The organism is Brucella sp. NBRC 12950 (genome assembly GCF_030268145.1).
Lineage (GTDB): Bacteria > Pseudomonadota > Alphaproteobacteria > Rhizobiales > Rhizobiaceae > Brucella.
Genome location: NZ_BSQC01000006.1, coordinates 280,246 through 297,464, shown reverse-complemented (window position 1 = coordinate 297,464; position 17,219 = coordinate 280,246). Strand labels below are relative to the sequence as shown.

Below are 17,219 nucleotides of genomic sequence, written 5' to 3'. Positions count from 1 at the left end.
TTCGATGTGAAATGATGTAAAATGATCTTATATGATGTTGACACGATCGTATTGAGTCTTCATTAATCCTCAAGCTGCCAATGGAGGTTGGCATTTTCCTCGGATGAGGGCGGCCCGTTTGTCGATCTTTTGACGATATGCGGGCTTAGGCATAAATGGGAGGGTGCAATGAGCGAAGCGCGGGGCTTTGTTCCTGATCCGCAGGTGCGGGCTCGGGATTTCAAAATCGGCTGTATAGGCGCAGGCATGATCATGGCCGAGTGCCATCTTGCTGCCTATAAAGACGCTGGTTTTACAGTCACGGCAATCGCCTCACGTACCAAGGCAAAGGCCGAAGAGGTCGCTACGCGCTGGGGTATAGCCGCCGTGCATGACACGCCAGAAGCGCTGATTGGCGACGAAGCTATCGAAATCATCGATATTGCTTATCCGCCGGATCAGCAGCCTGCGCTCATCCGCAAAGCGCTGGCACAACCACATATCAAGGGCATTCTCGCCCAAAAGCCCCTGGCTCTGACGCTTGAAGAGGCCATTGCGCTTCGCGATGAAGCAGCAAAAAGTGGCAAGATCCTCTCGGTCAATCAGAACATGCGCTACGACCAGTCGATGCGCGTGTTGAAGCAAATTCTCGATAAGGGTGAGCTGGGTGCGCCTGTCATGGCGACAATCGAGATGCGTGCTATCCCACATTGGCAGGGGTTTCTGGAAGATTATGACCGCCTGACACTGTCTAACATGAGCGTGCATCATCTCGATGTGCTGCGCTTCCTGTTTGGTGAGCCTGACACCATCACCACCCTGACACGCACTGACCCACGTACTCAGTTTGAACACAAGGACGGTATCACCGTTTCGACGCTGATGTTCCCGAGCGGTGTGATGGCTGTTTCAATGGAAGACGTTTGGTCGGGGCCGCGCGAGGACGGCTTTGACAGCGATATTTACATTAAATGGCGGGTCGAGGGTACGGATGGTGTGGCACAGGGCACGATTGGCTGGCCGGATGGTTCGCCATCAACGCTGACTTATGCCTCCAAAAAGACGACAGACGGCAAATGGGTAAGCCCAAAATGGGAAACCATGTGGTTCCCGCACGCCTTTATCGGTGTGATGGAGCAGCTGCAATACGCCATTCAGTCTGGCGAGCCGCCGGCGCTTTCTGTGGCGGACAATGTGAAGACGGTCGCACTCATTGAGGCTGGCTACAAATCGATCGATGAAGGTCGCACTGTAAAATTGTCCGAGATATCAATTAGTTAAACGAGTGCATCCCGAAAAGAGCGAAGCGGTTTTCGGGAAAGATGCGCATTAACAAAGAATCTTAACGGGAGGGTTACGATCATGATGCAGGTGGGTATTTTCAGCGGCTATTTCCCTTATTCGCTTGAGGAAACGGCCAAAAAAATCCGCGCACTCGACTTCAATACGGTCCAGCTGGATATGCATTTCAAGGATATGGATCTGAGTGCTGGGCAGATCACCAAGGACAAATGCGTCAAAATTCGCGAGACATTCCGCGATCATAATCTGCCGATTTCATGCATTTCCGGTTATACGAACATCATTCATCCGGACAAGGCAGAGCGTGAGCGTCGCGTGGGCTATCTCAAAGAGATTATCCGCCACGCACAATATCTTGGCACGCCTTATGTGATTTCGGAAACCGGTACTTATAATACTGAATCCGACTGGGTTCATCACCCGAAGAACAAGACCGAAGAAGGTTTTGAAGAATGCTGCAAGGTCATAGCTGATCTGTCGCAGTTTGCTTACGACCACGGTGCAATGTTCCTGCTCGAAACCTATGTGAACAACGTCGTCGGTTCGGTCGAGGAAACGGTAAAAATGTTTGCGCAGGTCGATCATCCGGGCCTTGGCCTCCTGATGGATCCGACCAATTATTTCGAGACGCACAACATCGACCGGATGGATGAAATTCTCAACCAGGTGTTCGATACTTTGAGCGATAAGATCAAGATCGGTCATGCCAAGGACGTCAAGCGCTCAGGCGATGATAAGACGGAAAAGCATGCTGATATCGGTGATACCGATGCCCTTGAGAGCCATACTTTCCGTGGCGTTGGTGAGATCGAACTGCCGGCTCCGGGGCTTGGTTCGCTGAACTATGACCTTTACCTCAAGCGCCTTGCACAAAAGCATCCGAATATTCCGATGATTATCGAACATCTCGATGAGGCCGACGTACCACGCGCGAAGAAGTTCCTCGACGGAAAGCTGCGCGCGCAAGGACTTTAATGCCACCTTGGGCGGGGTGGGGCGGCTGGTGCTATAAACAAGCGTTTAAACACTGGCCGCCTTCGACTGTAATGGCTGCACGCCTCAGCATTTAAAGAGCATCCCGAAAAGTGTGAAACGGCTTTCGGAACTATATGCGCGTTTAAACAAGGAGTTAGAGCGCCGATCTGAATCAATCAGCTCGAAATGCGCTCGAAGGTGCCAGAATGGTGAAGCTTTATGGAGAGGTGAAGTCGCGGCGCGACATCGCAGCGAGCAGTGGCTCTTTTGCTCAATTTGCAGGCGTTCGCCTGATGGTGCTTGAAGACGGATTGGAACGCGGCATAAGAATGCTGGAGTTTCGTTCAGGCACCGGTTTGCGCTTTACCGTTCTGGTTGATCGCGCGCTGGATATTGCCGATTGCGACTATCGTGGCATGGCCATCGGGTGGCATTCCCCGTCCGGTTTCCGCCATCCGGGACTGCATGAATATGAGGGTGAGGGCGGCCTGGGTTGGATGCGTTCTTTCTCCGGCCTGATGGTGACATGCGGTCTGGACCATATCCTCTTCATGTATGACGAGGCGGCGGACCATTATAATTACAAGCCGCGTCAGACGATCACGCACTCCATTCATGGCCGTGTTGGCACTATTCCTGCAAAGCTGACCGGCTATGGTGAGCGCTGGGAAGGCGACGAATGTTATCTGTGGTGCGAGGGTGTCGTCACACAAGGAACCGTGTTCGGTGAGCACCTCGAACTGACACGCCGCATCGAAATCAAGGCCGGCACGAATGATATTAAGCTGACGGATCGCGTGACCAATCGCGGCTTTTATCGCACGCCGCATATGTATTGTTATCACATTAATGTTGGGTATCCCGTTTTGGCCGAAGGCTCACGTTATCTTGCGCCTATAAGGGATGTGGTATGGGTGGCACATGCCGGAGAAGACTACAAAAAGCAGGGCATCGGCTATCGTAGGCTGCCTGCTCCGCAGATGAATTTTCATGAGCAGGTTTGGCAGCATGAAATGGGCGCTGATGCCATTGGCGAAGTGCCTGTTGCGCTGGTCAATGACAAGCTTGGTGTCGGTTTTGAAGTCGTTACCCGCAAGGATCAGTTCCCTTGCATGTATGAGTGGCAGAACCTGCAAGCCGGGCAGTATGCGCTTGGCATTGAACCATCGACAAATCATGTGCTTGGGCATGGTGGAGCGCGGGAACGTGGGGAGCTGATCTGGCTCGAACATGGTGAAGAGCGCCGCTACAACAGTACGTTCCGTATTCTGGGCGATGCTGCAGATATTGCTGCCAGCGAAGCCAGAATTGCTGCAATCGCTAAACAGCCGGACCAAGATTATCCCGCACCATCTGGCAATCATCTTGCCATTGGGGGCCGCTCATGACCGCACCATCGCCGTTTTCTGTCGCAGGAAAAACCATTCTCTATACAGGTGCTGCCGGTGGGCTTGGTCTTGAAACCAGCTTGAATTTTCTACGCGCTGGTGCGCGGGTGGTGGCTATTGATCACGACCCGAAAAAGATTGATGAACTGCAAGAAAAAGCCACAGCCGAAGGTTTAAGCGGCTTGTCGATCCATGCGCTTGATCTGTCGGATTTGCAGGCATTACGCCCCGCACTAGAAGCGATTAGTCGTGAGGCAGGTGGCTTCGATATCGTGATCAACAATGCTGCGATTTATCCATCCAAATCTTTTGAAGACTATACGCTTGAGGAAATGCAGAAAGTTCAGCACATCAATGTCGATGCGGGTATTGTCTGCGTCCAGGTAGCGCTGCAGCATATGCGGGAAAAGGGCTGGGGTCGTATTATCAATATAGCCAGCGTAACTGCTTATGGCGGTTGGGCGCAGCTTTCGCCTTATGTACAATCAAAGGGGGCGCTCATAGGGCTTGCGCGCGCCTGGGCACGCGAGTTCGGCGTTTATGGCATTACCGTCAATGCAATTTCGCCGGGTGCTTTTCCAACAGACGCCGAGAAAATCCATCCCGACCCGGAAGGTTATACGAAATTCGTGCTTGAGCATCAGGCTGTTAAGCGCCGCGGATCATCGCGGGATATTGCCGCGGTTTTGATGTTTCTTGCCTCTGATGAAGCAGGATTTATCACCGGGCAGACCTTGAATGTCGATGGCGGATGGGTAATGCATTAAGGAAAGAGTTGGCATTGGAGGAATGCGTGAGGAAGCTTTATCTGGCGGTTGGATCGCTTAATCGCGAAGCACCTTATTTTCAGGGTGCGCGTGGTGAAGGCCTTTCCATCTATGCATTCGATACGACGAAAGGAGATGCGTCGCATATATGCTCGACATCTTCCGTCGACAATCCAACATTCCTGAGTGTCGCGCCGGATACAGGCGTGATCTATGCAAATTCCGAAGTGTTCAGCTGGCACGAGGGAACGGTCAGTGCCTATCGTTTTGATGCTGAAAAGAGTGAGCTTGTTTATCTCAACAAGCAAAGTGCCCAGGGCAGCATAACTGCGCATAATACCGTGACGGTGGACGGAAAGTTTGTGCTTGTCGCCAATTATGCGATGGGCTCGGACGGGCCTGACCAGTCGCTTTCTGCGTTGCCAGTGTTGCCTGACGGCAGCCTCGGGCCGGTTGCACATAGCGTTCGTCACGAGGGCAAGATTGGGCCTGTTGTCGACCGGCAAGAACGCAGCCACCCGCATTGCGTGGTTGAAACACCGGAAGGCGGCATGTTCCTGTCTGCCGACCTTGGCCTCGATGAAGTCATTGCCTATCGTCTTGATAGTGATGGCAGTTTCAAGCGGGTGAGCAGTGTTGCGACGCCACCCGGTACGGGTCCTCGCCATATCGCCCAGCATCCCGACAGCAGGTTTGTCTATGTCTCCAACGAACTAAATTCCACGGTTTCGCTCATTGAGCGTGACGGCGATGAGATACGCCTTGTTCAGACCTTGCCGACAGTGCCAGCGAATGTTGAGTCGCATTGCGCTGATATTCACCTCTCACCCGATGGTCGTTTTCTTTATTGTTCCAATCGTGGTCATGACTCGATCACAATATTTCGTGTGGATCAGAAGAATGGCAACCTGGTTGAGATCGGTCACAGCTTTACGGGTGGTGCAACACCGCGTAATTTTACGCTGACACCGGATGGCAATTGGCTTCTGGTCGCTAACCAGAACGGAGATTGCATTACGATCTTCGCCATCAACAAGGAGACGGGAAATTTGACCGATACGGGCAAACGCATCGAAATTGGCACTCCCGTCTGTGTCAGGCCGTTCTATCTGTGAGCGTTGAAGCCTCAACACCGCGAAAACAGCGCCGCAAAGGTTCTGGCGTGACCATGGCGGATGTGGCCGCGGCTGCAGGGGTTTCCATGCAGACCGTTTCGCGCGCGTTGCGTTTTCCCGATTCCGTGATGCCTGAAAAGCGAAAGCTTATTCAGGATGCAATCGAGAAGACGCATTACGTTCATAATCTCGCGGCAAGCCACCTTGCATCGCATAAAAGCAATACGGTTGCGGCGATTATACCCACCCTGTCCGCATCTGTTTTTGCTGACACGATCCAGCATTTTTCCGACATTCTGCATCAGGCCGGTTATCAGATATTTTTAGGCAATACCGATTACCGACTGGAACGCGAGGAAGAAATCATTCGTAGCCTCCTCGGGCGGCGTCCGGATGGGGTTTTTCTGATTGGTACACACCATAGCAAGCGCAGCGTTGCATTGCTCAAACGTGCGGAAATTCCTGTCGTTGAGGGCTGGGATTTTACCGACAAACCGATTGACCGGCTGGTTGGATTTTCAAATACGGCGGCCATCACCGAGATGGTCAGTCATCTGATCAATACGGGTCGGCGCTATATTGTTTTTGCTGGTGTGGTTCGGAAAGGCGACAGCCGTGCTGCTGAACGCCGTGCCGCATTCAAAGCGGCAATGGAGCAACAGTTCCCGGATGAGAAGCCACGCATCACGGTGGCAACTGAAATGCCGATTGCCATGGCTTCGGGTGTCGATCTTCTGCGACGGGCGCTGGCTCAATATCCGGAAGCCGATGCCGTGATGTTTTCAAGCGATATTCTAGCTTCCGGCGCGCTTTTGGAGACGCAGCGCATTGGTATCAAGGTGCCAGAACGCCTCGCGATTACAGGCTTTGGCGACTTTGAACTTTCGCGTCATCTGCTGCCGCCATTGACGACGGTCGCCGTACCTTCCGCGGAAATCGGACGGCAGGCGGGTGAGCTTTTGCTTGAAGCCATGCGTGGTGAAACATCGACAAACACGATTGTCGATGTCGGTTTCGAACTCAAGATCAGGGCTAGTGGCTAAATAACCATTTGATGCTCGAAGTCGGTTAGCACTTTGCAGCCATTTTCTGTCACATGCAGCATGAATTCGAGCCGCACGCCGCCAGTGTCCGGATCGAAGGCGGTGGGTTCCACCATCACAACCATGTCTTTGCGGAAACGCGCGGTTTCATAACTGACAAGCCGTGGCCATTCATGGACAGATGTGCCGATAGAATGTCCGGAATGATGAGCATAGCCATAGCCATGTGCTGCTATATGGGCCTGCAATTTTTGATCCAGTTCACCGATGCCAAGGCCTGGGCGGATGATTTCGATTGCCAGATCAAGCGCCGATTTTACAGCCTTGAACTGCTTCTCAAACCCGTCAGTTGTTTTGCCCAGCATTGCCGATGCGCAGCTGTCGCCCCAATAGCCTTTGACGCGCGGTGCGAGATCGCAGATGAGCGGGTCGCCGGTGGCAACGATGCGGTTTGTTGGCCAGCCCATGAATTGTGATGAGCGGGTTTTTCCGGATATGAAATCGCCGGTAAGTGGCAGGCGTTCAGAGGCTCTGCTTTCCATGGCGAGCCTGATGTCGGCAAATATTTCCAGCTCGCTGCGGCCAGCCTTACTGTGCTCAATAAACGCGCGTTGCCCGGCGGAAGCCGTCAGCGCTGCCTCACGCAATAGCGCGATCTCAGTTGCTGTTTTCAGCATGCGCTGGCGCTTGAAAGCATCGTCAATCGACACACGACGGCATGTGTCGATAAGTGGGAGCAAGGATATTGGGAAGTTGTTCTGCTCTATGGCAATTACTCCGCCGACACCAAATTTGGTAAAGAGATCCTGCGCGGCGTTGAGATAGTTCGTAAAAATGTCCGTCGGCTCTTTATATGAAAAACCTTCATATGTGAGAACGATCTGTGCCCAGCTTGGCGTGTCTGCTTCGAGATTGGTGACGACAAGTCCGCATTCGCCGCTTTTGCTAACCAGTGCGATGACAGGTCCACCCGCAAAGGGTGATGGTCCCGCTTCAATGGACACGATATGACCTGAAGCGTAGGCGATGCCATCGGGGCTGGTGAAAATGCCCCAATCGGCACCGCAAACTTTGATGGCATCAATTGTCCGTGCAAGCCGCTCGTCCAACGGGTTCTCCTTCAGATAAGGTTGCGGATATGACGATCACGGCCATAGGCTGCGACCAGAAGCAGGATGAGGACACCAAGTGACGACTGTACCATAGCATCCGAAAATCCCATGCCGATGAGAAACGTGCGTAGTTCCATCAGCATGATCGCACCCGCCACCGTCCCGACAAACCCGCCGCGCCCGCCGATCAGCGCGGTTCCGCCGATGACGACTGCAGAAACCGTTTGGAAAAGATAGGGCGTGCCCACTGTCGCACTTGAAGAGCCGGTGAAGCCGAGCAGAAGAATGCCAGCAAGTGCCGCAAACATGGCACTCAGACAAAAGGTGATTGCCCACATTGCAACTGGTCTGATCAGTGCCAGTTCGGCGGCTTTGATGTTTGAACCCAACGCATAAAGCTTGCGGCCATAAATCGTACCACGCAACACAAAGACGGTGCCAAGGGTTAGCAAAATTGTAAACGGGATCAGCCAAGGGAATGGCAAAGGCCCGATGCTGCCACCCAGTGACACGAAATCATTGATGAAAGCGGGTGCTGAACCTGTCGGCAAGCCGCGTGTCCAAATTTGTACGCTCGCTTGAACCATCGTTCCGACACCAAGCGTGACGATGAGTGGGTGGATGGAAAGCGCTGCCGATAATGCACCGGAAAACGCACCGATCAGCCCCGCCGATGTCAGCACGATAATACCGGCCGAAAGCGGTGACATTCCATCGCCATAGAGGCTGGCGAAGACTACATTGGCAAAGCCGATCACAAACGGAATGGAAAGGTCGATGCCACCAAGGATCATCACCAGCGTCTGACCAAGTGCTGCAATAGCAAGTAGTGCTGCCAGAACCAGCATGGCGCGAATGGAGAAAAGGCTGGCAAAGCCCGGAATGAGGGCTGCCCCCAAGAAGAACACCAGCACCACCCCGATGAAGGCGACCAGAGCGCGATTTGTAGCCAGTGCCTTAATCATGACTGTGCCACCTTGCGTCGGAAATAGAGTTTGAGTTTTTCGGAGTTGAGGCAGACAGCCAGAACAAGTACTGCGCCATAGACTGCCTGCAGCACGAAGGTCGAGACGTTGAAGGCCGTCAACATGCTTTGCAGCAGGAAAATACATGCTGCACCTAGAAATGCTGCGGTTAATCCGCCAACACCGCCGGCGAGGCTAACGCCGCCAAGGGCGATTGCAGCAATAGCTATCAGCGTATAGCCGGGGCCGATGATCGGATCACCCGAGCCAATGAGAGCTGTGAGCGACAATGCTGCCAGTCCTGCAAATAATCCGGCCAGAACGTAAGCGATGAAGCGTACGAGAGGAACATTGACACCAGCGGTGTAGGCGGCTCGATCCTCGCTGCCGACGGCCATAAGCGCCTCATAGAAAGGCAGGCGTTTGATACCGATCCATATCAGAACCGCAGCGCCCACTGGCAGAATGGACCATGGACCCGCCAAAGATGACAGCCATGCAGGCACCGAGCCAGATGGGGACGGCAGGATGGTGAGTGCCAGCCCGCCAAAGATCAAGTAGGTGCCAAGCGTTGCAACAATTGGCTGAATGCGGATGATCGCCGCCAGAAGGCCATTTAATGCGCCAGCTAGAATGCCGAGTGCAATTGCTGCGGGGATAATGATGAAGGGCGAGGATATGCCGCCTTTTGTGATCAGTATCTGAACGAGAATGACATTGATCAAACCCACGAGCGGACCAACGGAAATGTCAATCGAGCCGCGCCCGGCAAGAAACGGGATGGTAATTGCGAGCGAAGTCAGCAGCAACGGGGCCGCAAGCCCCAACACCGAGCCCCAGTTTGACGGTGCAAAGCGTACCGGGTTAAGCACAATATTGATGACAAGCAGAATGATGAACAGGATTGCGGCGAGCCGTGTTTCCTGACTGCCGCAGAAGATGCGCCGAAAGCCGCTTTTGTTGTCGGTTAAGATCATAGCTCCACCTCATCCTGTCCGAACATGGCTGCAAGGACGCCCGACATCGACATTTCGGATTTGCCGATGGTTTTTGAGCATTCAAAATCGCGGAACACTGAAACGCTGTCGCAGATTTGCAGGATTTCTTCGATTTCGCTCGACAGGATGACGAGCGCGATACCTTCTTCACGGGCGAGTTTACGGAAGGCTTCATAGAATTTCATGCGGGTGTTGAGATCAACGCCGCGTGTCGGATCGTTGAGCAGCATTACACGCGGTTTGAGCGCCAAAAGCCGCGCGAGCAGCACTTTTTGCTGATTGCCGCCGCTGAGTGCCGTGATCGGCGCTTCCATTGCCGGATAGCGGATAGATAGAAATTCGGTATATCGCTGCAGCTCTTCCTTCTGTTTGCGGCGGTTGAGAATGCCACCCCATGAAAAACGTGGCATGGAAGGCATGCCAAAATTGTCGAGTACGGAAAGCACAGGGAAAATGCCGGTCGCGCGCCGGTCACGCGGTAAATAAACCACACCGCACCTGGCTGCATTGTGATGATTGCTATAGGCACTCTGCACGCCGGACCGGGTGACGATTTCTACCTTTGAATGACGAGGCTGATTGAAGCCTGCAAGCGCCAGCAGAAACTGCTCTTGGCCATGTCCTTCAAGACCTGCAAGTCCGGTAATCTCACCTGCGCGGATGGTGCCTGATAGCGCTTCGCGCCCCGGGGCAAGCACGAGATTTTCATAGGTAAGAATGATTTGATCATTCAACATGGAGATGAGCCTCCGGCGCCATGAGTTCCAGAAGGATCTGGCTGTTTATCTGCTGCCTTTTGAGCGTATCGACAACATGGCCACTGCGCAGCACCGTGACCTCATCGGAAAGGCGTTTCACTTCTTCCAGCCGGTGCGAAATGAAGATCACAATATTGCCGGATGCAGCATAATCTTCGATTGTTTCAAAGACGAGATCACGATCTGCATAGTCGAGCGCTGCTGTTGCTTCATCGAGAAGCAGGATCGAAGGACGGCTGATGAAGGCGCGCGCAATCACAACGAGCTGCTGCGCTGCAAGTGACAGGCTACCCGCCGCTGCGTGCAAGTCGATCGGAAAGCGTGCAATTTTTGACAGAACTGCATGGGCTGCCTTTTCGCGCACTGATTTGCTGACTTTACGGGTAATGAGCCCGTCAAATCCGAGAAAGATATTCTCGAGCACCGAACGATGCGGAGCGATCAACACTTCCTGAAAAACCGTCGCAAGGCCCAGTGCCTTCATATCTGCAGGCGATCTGGCCGAGACGGTTTTGTCGTTGAGAACGACACGCCCATGCGTGGGGGCGACCACGCCAGACAATATTTTCAGCATCGTGCTCTTGCCTGATCCGTTCTCCCCTAGGATCGTATGAACCCCATGGCTGAAAATCACATTGGCATTTGTGAGCGCAATTGTTTCACCATAGCGCTTTTCAAGGTTTTCAACCTGTAGTGACATGACCGGAGTGTGCGTGATGTTGGGCAGCCCCGCTTCGGCAAGCAGCCTGTGTATGCTGGACGTGCCCAGCGGGGGATGCTCAGAGTCTGGCATAATGAAATGACTTTCTGCATGCGATAAGCGAAAGTCATTGCCAATGGTTTGGGCCAAGTGATTTGGACCAATTTGATCTTGGCAATGACGTTATTCAGCACGTGGTCCTGCAAGCTCTCACTTGGAGCAGGAGGCTGGAACTTTCGCGAAATCATAAAGCGCGGTGGCACTTCCGTTCGAGAAGTAGCCATTGAGCAGTTCTTCCGGGAATGGATCCTGCGGCGGTATCGGGAAGATGGCCGCGGAATCTGGCTTCATGCAGTCTTTGTACCAATTTGGAAGGTCGGCCTGCGTCACAAGCGGCATCGGAGCGATGATCGTGTTGACGAGCGGCTTCTGACCTTCAAGAACCCGTAATGCCACACGGAAGGCGTTCTGAGCTGCAACATGCGGTGATACTTCACCGCCATAGAACTTGAACGTGTCCTGATTGGCATTCCAGTAGCCAAGTGCATCGCCTGAAATGGAAGCGGCAATCAAGGGAAGCGGACGGCCCGCCTGATGGAAGGCTTCCGCAATAAAGCGTGCTTCGCTGCCCGTCGACCAGACTGCATCAATTTGCTGCGGTGTGGTGGCAAGTGCCTGAAGCACTGCCGATTTCGTTGTCGTGCCGGTCCACTCGCCGCTCACTTTACGGGCAATCTTGAGATTACCGGCCTCTTCAACCGCTTTTTCAAGTCCAGCATTTTCCTGCTGTACAAGCGGATGACCGGAAATGCCCTCAACCTGAAGGACTGTGCCGCCATCTTTGAGCACTTCCGCAATGCCTTTGCCCATCTGGTAGCCCCAGAGGTTCTGGTTGTGCATGACATTGATCGCATTAGGGGTCGTTACGGAACCAGCGGACGTTATAACCGGAATGCCAGCCTTATAGGCATCGTCAATCACTGCATTGAGCGCGGTGGAAGAACCGGCAATCGTCGTGATGACATTACAGCCCTGCTCGATGAAGGCGCGAATTTGCGAAATCTGCTGTGTGGCATCACCATTGGAGTCTGAAACAACATATTCAGATACATCACCTGCGGCTATAGCTCCATCCACAAGGCGCTTGAGTTCGTCATTGAAGGTCACACGCCACGGATTGCCCATATAGGATTCCGAATGGCACCAGCGCCATGGCTTGGCGGGCGCCTTGAAATCACCATAAGCAGAAGGCCCAACTTCAACCACATCGGTGTAAAGTGCCTGAATTTCGGTTGGCAGGGTGCCGAGTAATGCCGCGCGGTCCTGATTTTGCGCACTCGCGCCCAGTGCAGATGCCGACAAAATGGCGAGTGTGAGTGCCTTCAAACCAAGGCCTGAGCAAATTCTGGTCATGTGTTCTCCTCCAGCGTGAACCTCCCGTTCACTTGTAAAAACTTTATTCACATATGCGCCATTACGTCAATTGAAAAATGTTAGCGCTAAACCAGTTTATAGAATTATCTCATAAATCATGAGGATATGAATATAAAAATGTTAGCGCTCACTATAGACAAGGCAAAAATATTGGATAGGTTCTGACGCGAATGGATTTGAGCAGGGAGTGGAGCTGCCATGGGTGTTTTATCAGGCTTTCGTGTGCTGGATTGTTCAATTGCGATGGCCGGGCCATTTGCAGCGCAGCGTTTGGGTGATCTTGGTGCCGATGTGGTGAAGGTTGAGCCGACGACAGGCGAATGGCAGCGCCATGTGGCGGCGGGCGGTGCCGAAGGCAATCGCGTTAATGTCTCTTTCCTGTCGCTCAACCGTAACAAGCGTTCGCTTGCGGTCGATCTGAAATCACCAGACGGCAAACAGGTGCTTCTTGACCTTGTCAAAACCGCCGACGTGTTTTTGCAAAATTATCGCCCGGGCGTCGCAAAGCGTCTTGGCGTCGACTACGAGTCGCTTTCAAAGATCAATCCAAAGCTGATCTATGTTTCGATCTCCGGTTATGGCGAAGATGGTCCTTATGTCCATCGTCCGGGGCAGGATCTCGTTTTGCAAGGTATGTCGGGCGCTATGCTTTCGGCAGGCCGTGAGGGCGAGCCGCCAACCGCTGCTGGGCAATATTTGGTTGATGCAATCACCGCTTATACTGCTTTTGAAGGCGCGCTTGCAGCACTTCTCCATCGCGAGCGCACGGGGGAGGGGCAGTTGGTGCAGGTCAATATGCTGGATGCGATCACCACCATTCAGATGCAGGAACTTTCGGTATTCACGGTCGGTGGCAAGCCGCAAACCCGTTCGGAAGAGCCACATGCCCATGTCTATATCCGGGCGCCTTACGGTGCTTTTGCGACCTCTGACGGCTTTATCATTGTCGCTTTTCCGAAGCTGAAAACGCTGGGTGAAGTGATCGGCGAAGACAGTTTCCTCACCATGAATGATGAGGTTGATACCTGGGCGCGCCGCGATGAAATCTTTGCCAAGACACGCGATAAGCTGAAAACGAAAACCTCTGCCGAATGGCTGGAGCTTCTTCGCGCAGCCGATATTTGGTGCGGGCCTGTCTATGGCTATGCCGATCTCGTGGACGATGAGCAAATCAAGCATAACGGCACCTTTGTCGAATATGAGCATCCGACCGAAGGCAAGGTAAAAACGCCGGGCTTCCCGATCCGCTTTTCCAAGACGCCATCGACGGTAGACCGTGGCGCACCCGTGACCGGGCAGGATACGCGGGATGTGCTGGCCGAAGCCGGATATGCGGCAGACAAGATTGAAGCACTTGAAAAATCAGGTGCCATCGTGTCGGGGAACATCTGAAATGCAGGTGATTAAAGCTCTCACCTGGGATCATCCGCGTGGCTATAATGCATTGGCGACGGCATCAAAATTACCGGATGTTATTGCTGCCGGTCTCAACATCCATTGGGACAAGCAGCCGCTAGAAGGTTTTGAATCTCACCCGATTGCTGATCTCTGCGCCCGCTATGATCTCGTGGTTCTCGATCATCCCCATGTGGGCGAGGCCATTTCCGGCGATTGTCTGCTTTCGCTTGAAGACGTGTTTGGTGCTGAAACGGTTGCTGAGCTTGCCAAGGCGAGTATTGGTCCGTCATTGACGAGTTACCGCTTTGCAGGCAAGCATTGGGCATTGCCGCTTGATGCCGCAACGCAGGTTATGGCTCTTCGTCCTGATCTCTCAGATTGCGTGCCTGTCATTTGGGATGATGTGCTTCGTCTATCGCAGCAAAGTGGCAAGGTTGCGCTTTCGCTTGCTGGCCCACATGCTTGCCTGTCTTTTCTGTCTATCGCGGCAGCTTTTGGCGAGGCACCTGCTGAAAAAGACCCGAACATACTGGTTTCAAAAAGTGTGGGGCAGCAGGTCTATGACCTGATGGCAGAACTTGCGGCGCGCAGCCCGGCATCTGTCAGGCATAAGAATCCCATCGGTATATTGGGCCATATGGCCGAGCATGACGATGTTGCATTGAGCCCGCTGGTCTATGGTTATGTGAATTATGCAGCGCCGCAAAGTGGAAAGCCTGTCGCGTTTCACAATGCGCCAAGCTCCGCCACTGGCAGCCGTCCTGGCTCAACACTGGGCGGCACGGGCATTGGTATTTCGCGCCGCGCTCACATCACCTCGTCGCTCAAAAGTCATCTTTTGTGGCTGATGAGCCGCGAAGCCCAGTCCGGTTTCATTCCCGATCATGAAGGCCAGCCATCGCGCCGCGACGCCTGGCACGACGAGCGGGTGAACCGGCGATGGGGCAACTTCTATCGCAACACGGCGGACACACTGGAGCAGGCCTATGTGCGTCCGCGCCACGATGGCTACATCGCCTTTCAGGGCAAGGCTTCGGCGCTTTTGGGGGCGGCCTTTGATGAACGTCGCCCGGCATCTGCAGTATTGAATGAGCTGCAAACTCTCTACGCCGTTTCGCGCGTGCATGCAGGTGAAAGGTAGTTTTGCATGACTGAAGACATCAAATTCGAAATCGATGGCGCGGTTGCCGTTATCACCTTGAACCGTCCGCAGAAACTCAATGCCGTGACGCCGGAAATGGCTGATGCAATCGTTGCAGCCGTGACCGAATGCAACGACAGCGACACGATCCGTTGCGTTATTCTGACGGGCGCTGGAGAACGTGCATTTTGCGCGGGCTCGGATATTCGCGAACTCGATACCTATGAGACGCCTTGGCAGTTCCGCAACCGGCCGGATTACTGCGATGCATTCCGCGCGCTTCTTAAGCCATCGATTGCGGCCGTCAATGGTTATGCCTTTGGTGGCGGGCTTGAAACCGCGATGTCCTGCGATATCCGCATTGCGTCTGAAAATGCGCAATTTGCTGCACCTGAGATCAAACTCGGTTGGATCGGTGGTGGTGGCATGGCGGCCCATCTGGCGCACTCTATTGGCGCATCCAACGCAGCGTTGATGATTATGACAGGCGACCCGATTTCAGCCGAGAAGGCGGAGCGCTGGGGGCTTGTGAGTGAAGTCGTGCCGCAGGCTGATCTGCTCACGCGGGCGCGCGAAATTGCGAGTGTGATCTCATCGCGCGCACCGATTGCTGCCGAAACCGCGAAGCTCAACCTCAAAGCTTCTGTCTCGATGCCGCTTGAAAAAGCCATCGAGTATGAGCGCGACCTGCAAACCATCTGCTTTGCAACTGCTGATGCGCAGGAGGGGCGAGCGGCGTTCAAGGAGAAAAGAGCGCCGGTTTTCAAGCGGCGCTAACAAAGGCCGGGGGCTTTATATACGTCAAATCGAGGGAGAGGGATTTTGACAACCGAAACTAAAAGCAAGCAGAAGGCGCTTGGCAGTACGATTTTTGCCAGCACCATCGGCACCGTCATTGAATGGTATGACTTCATTCTTTACGCGACGGCTGCAGCGCTGATCTTCAATCATCTGTTCTTTCCGCAATTCGATCCGACTACCGGTATCATTGCGTCTTTTGCGACCTATACGGTCGGCTTTCTGGTGCGTCCGCTTGGCGGCATCGTCTTTGGCTGGATGGGCGATCGCATCGGGCGCAAGCCTGTGTTGATGCTTACCCTTCTGATGATGGGTATCAGCACCACATTGATCGGTTGCCTGCCGACTTATGATTCAATCGGTATTTGGGCACCGATCCTGTTGCTGGCTCTTCGCGTCGTTCAGGGGCTTGGTGCTGGTGCAGAATATGCGGGCGCTGTGGTCATGGCGGGGGAAATCGCAGGCAATCGCCGCGGTTTCTTTGCAAGTCTTCCTGCCGCAGCTGTTGATGTGGCGACAATTCTTGCAGCAGGCGTCTTTGCGCTTTTCACGCTTCTGCCGGAAGAAGCCTTCATGAGCTGGGGCTGGCGCGTGCCGTTCCTTTTGAGCGGTCTGGTGCTGTTTCTTGGCATCTACATTCGTCAGAAAGTGCCAGAATCGCCTGAGTTTTTGCAGGTAAAGGAAGAGCGTCGCGACGCCAAACTGCCGGTGCTTGAAGTTCTGCGGGACCACCCAAGAACGATGCTGGCGGCAATGGGCGCAAACCTCGCTCCAAACCTGTCCTATGTGTTTCAAACATTCACATTGGCCTACGCGACATCTAAGCTCGGTTTCCCGCGGGAAATCATTCTTATGGGCGTGATGCTTTCAAGTGCATTCGGTGCGGTTATGTGCGTGGTATTTGGCGCTCTATCTGACCGTGTTGGCCGCGTGCCGATCATGGCTATGGGTTCCGCTGCAGCTGCAATTTACTCGCTGGTCTATTTCCAGCTTCTGGGTGCCGGTACGCCTTGGACTGCAGTGGTGCTGATTATCATCGGCCATGCGATTGGTGCGCGTTCTTCGTTCGGCGTTCAGCCATCGTTTTACTGCGATATTTTTCCAACGGAAGTTCGCTACAGTGCGATTGCCTTTGCGCGAGAAGTAACGGGCGCGCTCTTTGTTGGCCCACTGCCGCTGCTCGCAACAGCTCTGGTAAGCTGGTACGAATCCGCCTGGCCAGTCGCCGTGATTACTGCGCTTTATTGCCTGATCACCACGGTGTCCGTGCTCTCTGTTGAGAAAGCGCAAAAGCTTGATGCGGAAGCCAGAGAACGACGCGATCTGGTTGAACAAAAAGCGTAGCC

The 17,219-nt window shown here is 53.8% G+C and carries 16 protein-coding genes; 10 read left to right on the top strand and 6 right to left on the bottom strand.

Annotated features, from left to right (window positions below; all coding sequences use genetic code 11):
• Positions 1–168 precede the first annotated feature (168 nt).
• The 6 genes from QSJ70_RS12620 to QSJ70_RS12595 all read left to right on the top strand — a co-directional run bounded on the left by QSJ70_RS12620 (position 169) and on the right by QSJ70_RS12595 (position 6,569).
• Positions 169–1,260: a Gfo/Idh/MocA family protein gene (locus QSJ70_RS12620; RefSeq protein WP_215778385.1), complete on the top strand. Its 1,092-nt coding sequence runs from the start codon at positions 169–171 to the stop codon at positions 1,258–1,260.
• Between the two features lie 81 nt (positions 1,261–1,341).
• Positions 1,342–2,256 (top strand): sugar phosphate isomerase/epimerase family protein, encoded by a 915-nt coding sequence (locus tag QSJ70_RS12615; RefSeq protein WP_285536778.1) that lies wholly within the window; start codon positions 1,342–1,344, stop codon positions 2,254–2,256.
• A 206-nt stretch (positions 2,257–2,462) separates the two neighbouring features.
• The gene (locus tag QSJ70_RS12610; protein WP_215778389.1) at positions 2,463–3,644 is read left to right on the top strand and encodes an aldose 1-epimerase family protein; all 1,182 of its coding nucleotides are present in this window, start codon (positions 2,463–2,465) and stop codon (positions 3,642–3,644) included.
• The gene (locus QSJ70_RS12605) at positions 3,641–4,411 is read left to right on the top strand and encodes an SDR family NAD(P)-dependent oxidoreductase (RefSeq protein ID WP_215778391.1); all 771 of its coding nucleotides are present in this window, start codon (positions 3,641–3,643) and stop codon (positions 4,409–4,411) included. Before QSJ70_RS12610 ends, QSJ70_RS12605 begins: the two co-directional genes overlap by 4 nt.
• 26 nt (positions 4,412–4,437) lie before the next feature.
• Positions 4,438–5,526: a lactonase family protein gene (locus tag QSJ70_RS12600; RefSeq protein WP_285536774.1), complete on the top strand. Its 1,089-nt coding sequence runs from the start codon at positions 4,438–4,440 to the stop codon at positions 5,524–5,526.
• Positions 5,523–6,569: a LacI family DNA-binding transcriptional regulator gene (locus QSJ70_RS12595; protein ID WP_215778394.1), complete on the top strand. Its 1,047-nt coding sequence runs from the start codon at positions 5,523–5,525 to the stop codon at positions 6,567–6,569. The genes QSJ70_RS12600 and QSJ70_RS12595 overlap by 4 nt, the downstream gene beginning before the upstream one ends.
• Here QSJ70_RS12595 and QSJ70_RS12590 read toward each other — a convergent pair.
• The 6 genes from QSJ70_RS12590 to QSJ70_RS12565 form a co-directional block, all read right to left on the bottom strand.
• Complete coding sequence (locus QSJ70_RS12590; RefSeq protein WP_285536771.1) at positions 6,566–7,678, bottom strand: M24 family metallopeptidase; 1,113 nt, start codon at positions 7,676–7,678, stop codon at positions 6,566–6,568. The two genes, QSJ70_RS12595 and QSJ70_RS12590, sit on opposite strands and share 4 nt — an antisense overlap.
• A gap of 11 nt (positions 7,679–7,689) precedes the next feature.
• Positions 7,690–8,646 (bottom strand): ABC transporter permease, encoded by a 957-nt coding sequence (locus tag QSJ70_RS12585; protein ID WP_285536769.1) that lies wholly within the window; start codon positions 8,644–8,646, stop codon positions 7,690–7,692.
• On the bottom strand, positions 8,643–9,623 hold the full coding sequence (locus QSJ70_RS12580; protein ID WP_285536767.1) for an ABC transporter permease: 981 nt from the start codon (positions 9,621–9,623) through the stop codon (positions 8,643–8,645). The genes QSJ70_RS12585 and QSJ70_RS12580 overlap by 4 nt, the downstream gene beginning before the upstream one ends.
• Positions 9,620–10,381, bottom strand: a complete 762-nt coding sequence (locus tag QSJ70_RS12575) for an ATP-binding cassette domain-containing protein (protein ID WP_215778401.1) — start codon at positions 10,379–10,381, stop codon at positions 9,620–9,622. The genes QSJ70_RS12580 and QSJ70_RS12575 overlap by 4 nt, the downstream gene beginning before the upstream one ends.
• Complete coding sequence (locus QSJ70_RS12570; RefSeq protein WP_215778403.1) at positions 10,371–11,195, bottom strand: ATP-binding cassette domain-containing protein; 825 nt, start codon at positions 11,193–11,195, stop codon at positions 10,371–10,373. The genes QSJ70_RS12575 and QSJ70_RS12570 overlap by 11 nt, the downstream gene beginning before the upstream one ends.
• Positions 11,196–11,312: 117 nt before the next feature.
• Positions 11,313–12,515, bottom strand: coding sequence for a substrate-binding domain-containing protein (locus QSJ70_RS12565; RefSeq protein WP_215778405.1), 1,203 nt, complete (start codon positions 12,513–12,515; stop codon positions 11,313–11,315).
• A 219-nt stretch (positions 12,516–12,734) separates the two neighbouring features.
• On the opposite strand from QSJ70_RS12565, the gene QSJ70_RS12560 reads away from it, so the two are divergent.
• The 4 genes from QSJ70_RS12560 to QSJ70_RS12545 are packed head-to-tail and all read left to right on the top strand — an operon-like array spanning position 12,735 to position 17,217.
• Positions 12,735–13,928 carry a CaiB/BaiF CoA transferase family protein gene (locus QSJ70_RS12560; RefSeq protein ID WP_215778407.1) on the top strand — a complete coding sequence of 398 codons (1,194 nt, stop codon included), beginning with the start codon at positions 12,735–12,737 and terminating at the stop codon, positions 13,926–13,928.
• A 1-nt stretch (position 13,929) separates the two neighbouring features.
• Complete coding sequence (locus QSJ70_RS12555) at positions 13,930–15,075, top strand: type 2 periplasmic-binding domain-containing protein (protein ID WP_285536762.1); 1,146 nt, start codon at positions 13,930–13,932, stop codon at positions 15,073–15,075.
• A 6-nt stretch (positions 15,076–15,081) separates the two neighbouring features.
• On the top strand, positions 15,082–15,852 hold the full coding sequence (locus QSJ70_RS12550; protein WP_215778411.1) for an enoyl-CoA hydratase/isomerase family protein: 771 nt from the start codon (positions 15,082–15,084) through the stop codon (positions 15,850–15,852).
• Positions 15,853–15,897: 45 nt separating this feature from the next.
• Positions 15,898–17,217 carry an MFS transporter gene (locus QSJ70_RS12545; protein ID WP_215778413.1) on the top strand — a complete coding sequence of 440 codons (1,320 nt, stop codon included), beginning with the start codon at positions 15,898–15,900 and terminating at the stop codon, positions 17,215–17,217.
• The last annotated feature ends 2 nt before the right edge of the window (positions 17,218–17,219 follow it).

What these genes read in the sequence shown, in the direction of transcription:
- QSJ70_RS12620 (WP_215778385.1), top strand. Translation starts at nt 169, where the DNA reads ATGAGCGAAGCGCGGGGCTTTGTTCCTGATCCGCAGGTGCGGGCTCGG.
- QSJ70_RS12615 (WP_285536778.1), top strand. Translation starts at nt 1,342, where the DNA reads ATGATGCAGGTGGGTATTTTCAGCGGCTATTTCCCTTATTCGCTTGAG.
- QSJ70_RS12610 (WP_215778389.1), top strand. Translation starts at nt 2,463, where the DNA reads ATGGTGAAGCTTTATGGAGAGGTGAAGTCGCGGCGCGACATCGCAGCG.
- QSJ70_RS12605 (WP_215778391.1), top strand. Translation starts at nt 3,641, where the DNA reads ATGACCGCACCATCGCCGTTTTCTGTCGCAGGAAAAACCATTCTCTAT.
- QSJ70_RS12585 (WP_285536769.1), bottom strand. Translation starts at nt 8,646, where the DNA reads ATGATTAAGGCACTGGCTACAAATCGCGCTCTGGTCGCCTTCATCGGG.
- QSJ70_RS12580 (WP_285536767.1), bottom strand. Translation starts at nt 9,623, where the DNA reads ATGATCTTAACCGACAACAAAAGCGGCTTTCGGCGCATCTTCTGCGGC.
- QSJ70_RS12575 (WP_215778401.1), bottom strand. Translation starts at nt 10,381, where the DNA reads ATGTTGAATGATCAAATCATTCTTACCTATGAAAATCTCGTGCTTGCC.
- QSJ70_RS12570 (WP_215778403.1), bottom strand. Translation starts at nt 11,195, where the DNA reads ATGCCAGACTCTGAGCATCCCCCGCTGGGCACGTCCAGCATACACAGG.
- QSJ70_RS12565 (WP_215778405.1), bottom strand. Translation starts at nt 12,515, where the DNA reads ATGACCAGAATTTGCTCAGGCCTTGGTTTGAAGGCACTCACACTCGCC.
- QSJ70_RS12560 (WP_215778407.1), top strand. Translation starts at nt 12,735, where the DNA reads ATGGGTGTTTTATCAGGCTTTCGTGTGCTGGATTGTTCAATTGCGATG.
- QSJ70_RS12555 (WP_285536762.1), top strand. Translation starts at nt 13,930, where the DNA reads ATGCAGGTGATTAAAGCTCTCACCTGGGATCATCCGCGTGGCTATAAT.
- QSJ70_RS12550 (WP_215778411.1), top strand. Translation starts at nt 15,082, where the DNA reads ATGACTGAAGACATCAAATTCGAAATCGATGGCGCGGTTGCCGTTATC.